Here is a 945-nt window from a genome sequence, read left to right on the forward strand (position 1 = left end):
GGTCCGTGTCGTCGTTCAGCTCGGCGCGCCAGAGGCGGTAACGTGCCAGCTGCGCCCATCCGCCGAGGTCCATGAGCAGCCGGTGGTAATAGGAGGTCACCGCCTGCTCCGGTACGGCGAGGTATTGTGTGGCCGCCGTGAGGAGGGTCTCCGCGGTCGCCGGACCTTCCGCGATCTCCCGTGCGAAGCCCTGCAGCCCCGCGATCTCCGGGGTGAGGTCGCGCGTGGCCGTCTCCCGCCAGGAGACGAACGGGTCCCGGGCCGGCGGCATGGGCCACAGCGCCTGTCCCTCGTCGAAGTAGGCGGACGCCCAGGCACCGACACGCTCCTCGATGAGGGCCGGCCAGTCCGTGCCGGAGGCCCTGGCGGCCAGCTCCGCAACGCTCGGCAGCGGCCGCGGCCGCGGCTGCTCGGTCGCGGCCTTCAGGAATTCGACCGTGACGGAGCGCCAGTGCGGCGGGGCCGCTGCGAGCGCGGCCTCGAGATCCCCGTTGGTGATGCGGCCGTCGCGGATCGCCTCCAGGTGCCACGACCTCGGGGGCGTGACCGCACAGCCCGCCACCCGTTCCAGCCGCGCTATGGCGGTGGCGAGGTCGTCCCCGGTGTGACCGGCGAAGGGGTTGACGGCGATCCACCCGGTCAGCGGCCAGGATGGCGGGACGGCCCTGACCGCGTCTTCCGCGGCGCGGTTGATGCTGCCGCTGTCCAGGTTCATGACGTCGTTCTCCGGTGTGCGTGGATGTCGTCGTTCACGCGCCAGGCGCCGAGCAGCCGGTCGAGCAGGGCATTGGCGTACAGGCCGTTGGCGAGGTGGACGCGCAGGCCGGTTGCGGCCGGGTGGCAGGCCCAGAGGGGGAACAGCGTCTGCGCCACCGCCACGGCGGCGAAGCTCATCAACGCCAGGGCCATGAGCGCCCACGCGAGCGGGCCGGGCGCGGGCGGCGG

Annotated in this window: 1 protein-coding gene and 1 pseudogene; both read right to left on the minus strand. The window is 73.2% G+C overall.

The annotated features are described in order from the left end of the window. Positions 1-715, minus strand: a 715-nt coding sequence (locus G7A99_RS21450) for a putative inorganic carbon transporter subunit DabA (protein ID WP_163143949.1), incomplete at its 3' end; no start/stop codon positions are given. Further along, positions 712-945, minus strand: a pseudogene (locus G7A99_RS21455) (oxidoreductase); the annotation flags it as partial. The gene G7A99_RS21450 and the pseudogene G7A99_RS21455, both read right to left, overlap by 4 nt.

The organism is Arhodomonas sp. KWT (assembly GCF_010993615.1).